Source organism: Acidovorax sp. SRB_24, from assembly GCF_012931925.1.
In genome coordinates, this window is sequence record NZ_MWOM01000038.1 from 31094 (window position 1) to 38558 (window position 7465).

9 protein-coding genes are annotated in these 7465 nt (G+C 67.5%); 7 read left to right on the plus strand and 2 right to left on the minus strand.

What is annotated here, in order from left to right; genetic code table 11:
• Positions 1–3: 3 nt before the first annotated feature.
• Entirely contained in the window at positions 4–1437 is a 1434-nt protein-coding gene (locus tag B2J89_RS13650) for a cbb3-type cytochrome c oxidase subunit I (RefSeq protein ID WP_169169639.1), read from the minus strand.
• Between the two features lie 45 nt (positions 1438–1482).
• On the minus strand, positions 1483–1908 hold the full coding sequence (locus B2J89_RS13655) for a cytochrome c (protein WP_169169640.1): 426 nt from the start codon (positions 1906–1908) through the stop codon (positions 1483–1485).
• 201 nt (positions 1909–2109) lie between these two features.
• Here B2J89_RS13655 and B2J89_RS13660 point away from each other — a divergent pair, with 201 nt between their 5' ends.
• The 7 genes from B2J89_RS13660 to B2J89_RS13690 form a co-directional block, all read left to right on the plus strand.
• A complete protein-coding gene (locus B2J89_RS13660; RefSeq protein ID WP_169169641.1) occupies positions 2110–2730 on the plus strand; it encodes a cytochrome c oxidase subunit 3 in 621 nt (206 codons plus the stop codon).
• Between the two features lie 25 nt (positions 2731–2755).
• Complete coding sequence (locus tag B2J89_RS13665) at positions 2756–3076, plus strand: cytochrome C oxidase subunit IV family protein (RefSeq protein WP_169169642.1); 321 nt, start codon at positions 2756–2758, stop codon at positions 3074–3076.
• Between the two features lie 213 nt (positions 3077–3289).
• Entirely contained in the window at positions 3290–4942 is a 1653-nt protein-coding gene (locus tag B2J89_RS13670) for a cbb3-type cytochrome c oxidase subunit I (protein ID WP_169169643.1), read from the plus strand.
• The gene (locus B2J89_RS13675) at positions 4932–5576 is read left to right on the plus strand and encodes a cbb3-type cytochrome c oxidase subunit II (protein ID WP_169169644.1); all 645 of its coding nucleotides are present in this window, start codon (positions 4932–4934) and stop codon (positions 5574–5576) included. The genes B2J89_RS13670 and B2J89_RS13675 overlap by 11 nt, the downstream gene beginning before the upstream one ends.
• A gap of 16 nt (positions 5577–5592) precedes the next feature.
• The gene (locus B2J89_RS13680) at positions 5593–6204 is read left to right on the plus strand and encodes a cytochrome c (protein ID WP_169169645.1); all 612 of its coding nucleotides are present in this window, start codon (positions 5593–5595) and stop codon (positions 6202–6204) included.
• A 9-nt stretch (positions 6205–6213) separates the two neighbouring features.
• Positions 6214–6927 carry an SCO family protein gene (locus B2J89_RS13685; protein WP_169169646.1) on the plus strand — a complete coding sequence of 238 codons (714 nt, stop codon included), beginning with the start codon at positions 6214–6216 and terminating at the stop codon, positions 6925–6927.
• Positions 6924–7465: hypothetical protein (locus B2J89_RS13690; RefSeq protein ID WP_205763830.1), on the plus strand; the 542-nt coding region annotated here is incomplete at its 3' end. The genes B2J89_RS13685 and B2J89_RS13690, both read left to right, overlap by 4 nt.

Here is a 7465-nt window from a genome sequence, read left to right on the forward strand (position 1 = left end):
GGCTCAGGCCCGTTGCAGGCGGACGCCGGGGATGGCGCGGGCCTGGCCTTCCTCGTCGGCCGAGGCGCCGATGAAGAAGCTCGACAGGTAGGTCAGCAGCCCCAGCAGGAACATGACGCCGCCGGCCACGCGCACCCAGTAGAAGAACACCAGTTGGTCTTGCGTCGCCATGAACGACATGGCGCCGCTGGTGGGCATGCGCTGCAGCCACACCTGCAGGATGCCGGCGCCGCTGAGCGCCAGCACCATGACGGCCATGCCGATGCTCATGGTCCAGAAGCTCCACATCTCCACGCGCTGGGCGTGCAGGGGGTTGGCTTCGCGGCCACGCAGGATGGGCATGGCATAGCTGATGATGGCCAGCACCACCAGCACGTAGGCGCCGTAGAAGGCCAGGTGGCCGTGGGCGGCCGTGACCTGCGAGCCGTGGGTGTAGTAGTTGACCCAGCTGAGCGTGTGGATGAAGCCCCAGACGCCCGCGCCCAGGAAAGCGATGACGGCGGTGCCCACGGCCCACAGCACGGCGGCCTGGTTGGGATGTTCGCGGCGACGACGCTGCACCATGTTGAACGCGAACAGCGTCATCATGAAGAAGGGAATCGGTTCGAGCGCCGAGAACACGCCGCCGATCCAGTGCCAGTAGCCCGGCAAGCCGATGAAGTAGAAGTGGTGGCCCGTGCCCAGGATGCCCGAGATCAGCGCGAAGGCGACGATCATGTACATCCACTTGTCGATCACCTCGCGGTCGACGCCAGTGGTCTTGATCAGCACGAAGGCCAGCAGCGCCGCCATGATCAGCTCCCAGGTGCCTTCCACCCACAGGTGTACCACGAACCACCAGTACATCTTGTCGCGCACCAGGTTGCTGGGGTTGACGAAGCTGAACAGGAACAGCAGCGCCAGGCCCCACAGGCCCATCAGCAGCACCAGCGTGATGGCAGTCTTGCGGCCCTTGAGCACGGTCAGGCTGATGTTGAACAGAAAGCCCAGGCACACCAGCACGATGCCGACCTTGGTGGGCAGCGGCTGCTCGAGGAACTCGCGCCCCATGGTCGCCAGCAGGTCGTTGCCGGTCATCTCGGCCAGCGCGGCATAGGGCACGAGCAGATAGCCCAGGATGGTGGCGGCCCCGGCCAGCAGGAACACCCAGAACAGGACCTTGGCCAGCAGCGGGCTCCACAGCTCGGTTTCGCTTTCTTCGGGCACCATGTAATAGGCGGCGCCCATGAAGCCGAACAGCAGCCACACGATCAGCAGGTTGGTGTGCACCATGCGGGCGATGTTGAACGGAATGGCCGGGAACATCAGGTCGCCGATCACGTACTGGAGACCGAGCGTCAGGCCAAAGACGATCTGGCCGGTGAACAGGCCCAGCGCGGCGATGAAGTACAGCTTCGCGACGGCCTGCGACTGGTATTTGAGGGTTGCGGGTTGCATAGGGGTTTCCTGGGGGGTGGATGGGGCCTCAACGGGGTGGGGCGCTCAGCCTTCGATGTTCGGCGGCCACTTCTCGGTGTTGATGCCGTTGGTCCAGCGCAGGAACTCGACCATGTCGTCGAGCTGGGCTTCCGTGAAGTTGAACTGCGGCATCTGGCGGCGGCCCGGCGTGTGCGTGGGCATGGCTTTGATCCAGCCCTTGATGAAGTCCGGGCCGCGGCGCTCGTAGACATTGCCCAGCTCGGGCGCGAAATAGGCGCCTTCGCCCAGCAGCGTGTGGCAGCCGATGCAGTTGCGCGTTTCCCAGAGGTGCTTGCCGCGCACGACGGCCGGCGTGATGTCGCCCGACTTGGAGCGTTCGGGGATCTTGGTTTCAGTGTGGAAGACCAGCGCCAGAAACACCAGAATGAAGAACAAAGATCCTCCATAAAAGATGTTGCGCGCCATTTGGCTCGTGAAGCCTTGACTCATGGTGTACCTCATGCAGTGATGAGAGGCCATCGTATGAATCCGCCGCGCCGTCCGTTTGATGCACATCAATAAGGTTCATGCTTCATGAATCTTATTGTGGGGGCTGTGCATTTCGGCCACAGATGCGGCCAGAATGCGGGCACGGCGTTGCCTGCGGGCGGCGCTTCTGCCCTGCAGGTTCCCTGACTGGACGCTCGCCCGATGCCCTTTCCCGCTGTTCCCGCCCGCCCTTTTCCGGCCGCTACCTCCGCGCCGTCCACGGCCGCCGCGCCCCGCCTGCGCGGCGACCTGGGCGTGTGGCTGGTCATCCTGCTCGAGCTGCTGACCTTCGCGATACTTTTCGTGGCCTTTGCGTTTGCGCGCACGCGTGAGCTGGCGCTGTTCAATGCCGGCCAGGACACGCTGAACCGGCAGGCCGGGGCGGCCAACACCGTGCTGCTCATCACCGGCAGCTGGTGCGTGGCGTGCGCGGTTCGTGCGGTGCAGCGCAGCGCGTCGGTGGCCGGCGCGCGCTGGCTGCTGGCGGCGCTGGCCTGCGGCGCGGCTTTCGTGGCCGTGAAGCTCGCCGAATACGCACAAAAGATCGACGCCGGCGTGGACTTCTCGTCCAACACCTTCTACCTGTTCTATCTCATGCTGACGGGCTTTCACTTCCTGCACGTGCTCGTGGGCATGCTGGCGCTCGCCTACCTGTGGGCCAAGACGCGGCGCGGCGCCTATGGCGCCCACGACGTCCACGCGCTGGAGACCGGCGCCGCGTTCTGGCACATGGTCGACCTGCTCTGGATCGTGCTGTTCCCGCTGGTCTATGTGATGCGCTGAAAGACATAGCCCCAGGATTTTTGCCATGCCCGCTTCCCCACTGCCCCCGCCGCGCTCTGAACCCGCCGCCCCGGCCGCCAGCGCGGCGCTGACGCGGGCCTGGCTGGCGCTGCTGGCCATCACCGCCACCACCTACTGGCTGGGCGGCGCGCAGCTGCCGGTGGCCGCCGGATCGATGGTGCCGGTGCTGGCGCTGTGCGCGCTGTCGTTTGCCAAGGGCCTGCTGGTGATTCTGGAGTTTCTGGAGCTGCGGCACGCCCCAGCGCTGTGGCGCTGGCTGGTGGTCGGTTGGCTGGCGCTGGTGCTGGCGTTGATCGCGCTGGCGTACTGGGTCGGTCGCTGGTGAGCGCCGCGCGCCGGCGCGGGCGGTGCTGTCGGATCGCAGGGGTTGGGAAGGGTTATTGCCTTGCCTAAAAGCGGAGCGCAAAATGGATTTTTGGAGACCTCCCGTGAACGCGTAGCACATGCACAAGCGTGTGCGGTTTCTGTATCCCTGTGCTTCCGTATTGGCCGCAGGCGTTCATGCACCGGTGCGGGCTACCTGCAAAGGAATGCTGCCATGGACAGCGCGATACTGAGTTTGTTGGGCGCGTTTTTGCTGTCTCTTCTAGGGTTGTTCGTGTTCATCTGGTCGATGCGCAAGGGGCTGCTGGTCGAGAACCCCAGGGCGGCCTCGGTGATCTTTGCGCGCGGCGAGGTCGGCCGGGTGGACGACCCCACGGTGTCCGGCGCGGCGCGCAGCCGCCTGCAGGCTGCCGCCATCGAACCCGGCAGCGACCTGCATGTCGCCGACCCCGACGAGCTGCTGCACCGCGTCGAGGCGGACCAATCGAGCGCCTTTCCGGTCTTCATGTTCATGGCCTTTGCCTGCTTCTGGCTGGTGCTGGGCTCGCTGGCGGGGCTGACTTCTTCGCTCAAGCTGCACATGCCCGACTGGCTGGTGGGCGAGGCCTGGCTCACCTTCGGACGCATCCGCACCATCCACCTGACTGCCGTGCTGTATGGCTGGATCACCAACGCGGCGCTGGGCGTCATGGTGTGGCTGCTGCCGCGCCTGCTGCGCACGCCGCTGCTGGGGGCCATGTGGGTCATGCTGGGCGGCGCGCTCATCAACACCGGCATTGCCAGCGCCATCGGCGCCATCGGTTCGGGCTGGACCGACGGCATGGAGTACCTCGAGATTCCCTGGCAGATCGGCACCTTCATCGTCGCCGGCTTCCTGTGCATCATCGGGCCCGTGCTCTACACGCTGGTCAACCGCAAGGTCGAGTCGCTCTATGTGAGCGTCTGGTACATGGTGGCAGCGCTGCTGTGGATTGCACTGCTGTTCCTCATCGGCAAACTGCCCGGGGTGCACACCGGCGTGCAGCAGGCCACCACCAACTGGTGGTACGGCCACAATGTGCTGGGGCTGTGGTTCACGCCGGTCGCCGTAGGCGCCATTTATTACTTTCTGCCCAAGATCATCGGGCGGCCGGTGCGCTCGTACAACCTGTCCATCCTGGGCTTCTGGACGCTGGCCTTCTTCTATGGCCAGGTCGGCGGCCACCACCTGATCGGCGGGCCCGTGCCCGGCTGGCTGACCACGCTGTCCATCGTGCAGAGCATGATGATGATCATTCCGGTGACGGCCTTCACCATCAACATGGCCGGCACCATGTGGGGCCGCATGCATCTGGCGCGCCATTCGCCCACGCTGCGCTTCATGATGTTTGGCGGCCTGATGTACATGCTGTCGTCGATGCAGGGCTCCTTCGAGGCGCTGCGCAGCGTCAACCAGGTGGCGCACTTCACGCACTTCACGGTGGCCCATGCGCACCTGGGCGCCTACGCGTTCGTCACCATGGTGCTGTTCGGCGCGATCTATTTCATGATGCCGCGCGTACTGAACTGGGAGTGGCCATACCCGCGCCTGATCACGCTGCAGTTCTGGCTCGCGGCCATCGGCATCAGCATCTATTTCATCGGCCTGACGGTCGGTGGCTGGCTGCAGGGGCAGGCCATGCTCGACGGCACGCGGCCGTTCATGGATTCGGTCACGCTGACCATCCCGTACCTGCAGTGGCGCAGTGTGGGTGGCGCACTGATGGTGCTCAGCCACCTGATCTTTGTCGGCCACTTCCTGGCCATGGTGCTGCGGTTTGGCCCCACGCGCACGGGCGCGGCACTGTTCTCGCCGCACAAGGCGCTGGAGCCCGTCCATGGAGAATGAAGTCAAGCTGGCGGCCGGCGCCATGGTGTCGCTGGCCGTTGCCACGGCTGCGTTGGTGGTAATGCCCTATATTCAGGTGCGCGACGTCGTGCCGCCCGAGGGACTCAAGCCCTACACCAGCGCCGAGCTGCGCGGGCGCGCCGTTTACATCGCCAACGGCTGCGTCTACTGCCACACGCAGCAGCCACGCGACCGCAACCTCGGGCCTGACCACGAGCGCGGTTGGGGCCGCGCCTCGGTGCCGGGTGATTATTTCTATGACAAGCCGCACCTGCTGGGCAGCATGCGCACCGGGCCCGATCTGTTCAACATCGGCGCGCGCCAGCCCAGCAAGGACTGGCACCTGGGCCACCTGTACCAGCCGCGCGCCTATGCGCCGGGTTCGATCATGCCGGCTTACCCTTTCCTTTTCGAGGTCAAGGACGCGGCCGAGCCCGGCGATGAGGTGGTGAACCTGCCCCCCGGCGCGGGTCCATTTGGCCGTGTCGTGGTGGCGCGGCCCGAGGCGCTGGACCTGGTCAAGTACATGCAGGGCCTCAACCACACCTACCCGGTGCTGCCGCCCCCACCCAAGGTCGCGGCCGGCACGGCGGCGCCGCTCCCGGCAGACGCCGCGCCGGCAGCGGCCTACTGAACCTTGTGAGGCGCCCATGCCGAACGAACCCGACCCCCGCTACCGCGCCCAGCAGCGCGAAAACGCAGAGCCCGAGGAGCGCTCGCAGCCCATGCCCTTGATCGTGGCCGGCTTGGTGCTGGCCATGGTCGCGTTTGGCGTGCTCTACATCCTGATGTCCGACCCGTTTGGCAATTCGGCCCTGGGCGACCGCCGCACCGTGGCCGACCTGTCTGGCCCGGCACCTGCGCCGCCGGGGGCGGCAGTGGACGGCAAGCAGATCTTCACGGCGAACTGCGTCGCCTGCCACCAGGCCACGGGCAAGGGCTTGCCGGGCGTGTTCCCGCCGCTCGATGGTTCGGAATGGGTCCATGGCGATGCGCGCACGCTGGCCAACATCCTGCTGCACGGCGTCGAGGGCGAGATCGAAGTGGCCGGCACCACCTACAAGGGCGCCATGCCGGCGTTCCAGCAGCTGAGCGATGCCGAGCTGGCGGCCGTCGCCAGCTACATCCGCAGCAGCTGGTCGAACAAGTCGGACCCGCTGCCACCCGAGCTGTTCGGGCAGGAGCGCAAGGCCAGCACGCGCACCACGCCGTTCGAAGGCGGCGCCGCGCTCAAGGCCCTGGCCGCCGAGAAGCCCACCTGAGCGCTCGGCATGCTGCGCACCGCCTTTCTCAGTGGGGCGCTGGGGCTCACGGCCTACGCCTCGGCCGCCTGGCTGACGCACGACTTCCAGGTCTGGACCGCCGAGGGCGCGCGCCGCCTCGAAGTGGCGCTGCAGCCCGTGGCCGCGCCACCTGTGCAGGTGGACGGCCCCGGCACCACGCCGCGGCCGCTGCCGCAGTGGCTGGCCGCGCCACCGGGGGCCGTGACCATCGCCGGCTTCATCTACACCCGCTGCCAGAACGTGTGCCTGTCGCTGGGCAGCAGCTTCCAGCAGCTGCAGGCGCAGTTGCTGCAGGACCGCTCTGCCGTTGGCGGCACGCCCGCAGGGGCGCCTCCTGCGGCGGTGCGCTTGCTGTCGCTGAGCTTCGATGGGGCGCACGACACGCCCGCTGCGCTGCAGGCCTATGGCCGGCAGCTGCACGCCGACGCGTCGGTGTGGCAGTTCCTGCGCGTGCCCGACGCGGCCGAACGGGCGCAGCTGCTGCGGCGCTGGGAGGTGGTTGTGGTGCCCGACGGGCGCGGCGACTTCGAACACAACGCCGCGTTGCTCGTCATCGACCCCGCCGGGCGGCTGGTGCATGTGTTCGACATGGCCGAGCTGGAACTGGCGCTGAACTATGCGCGCCACCTGGCCCGTGGTGCCGCACCCACCGTGGCCACGCGGGCCGCTGTCCCCGCCAGCCCCCCAGGGGGTGCGCCGTGACGCACCGCGCCACCTTGCAGACCCCTGCGCCTGCGACCTGCGGTGCGCGGTGGGGTGCGACTGCCGCAGGTCTGGTGGCGCGCGCAGGCAGGCACGCCACGCCCGCCCACCAGGCGGCAGCGGGCGCGCTGGCACTGGCGCTGCTGGCCCTGCCGGCGGCGCGCCACGCCCTGGAAGCCAGCATGTGGCGCCACATGCTGCTGCAGGCGCCGCTGTGGATGCTGGCCGGCGCGCTGCTGTTGGCGGGGCTGGGCAGCAGCGCCCGTGCGCGCGTGGCGCGCTGGAACGCGTACGGCATCACCGGCCTGTGGGCTGCGGCCCTGGTGCTGGCGCTGTTGATGGTGCCGCGCGTGCTCGACCTGGCGCTGGTCAGCCCGGCCGTTGAAACCACCAAATGCGGCGCGCTGGCGCTGGCCGGTGCCGCACTGCGCCTGTCGTGGCGGCCGGCGGGGCTGGTGGTGCAGGGGTTCTTTTTGGGCAATGTGCTGCCCATGACCGCGGTGGTGGGACAGCTCTACATCGATTCGCCCACGCGCGT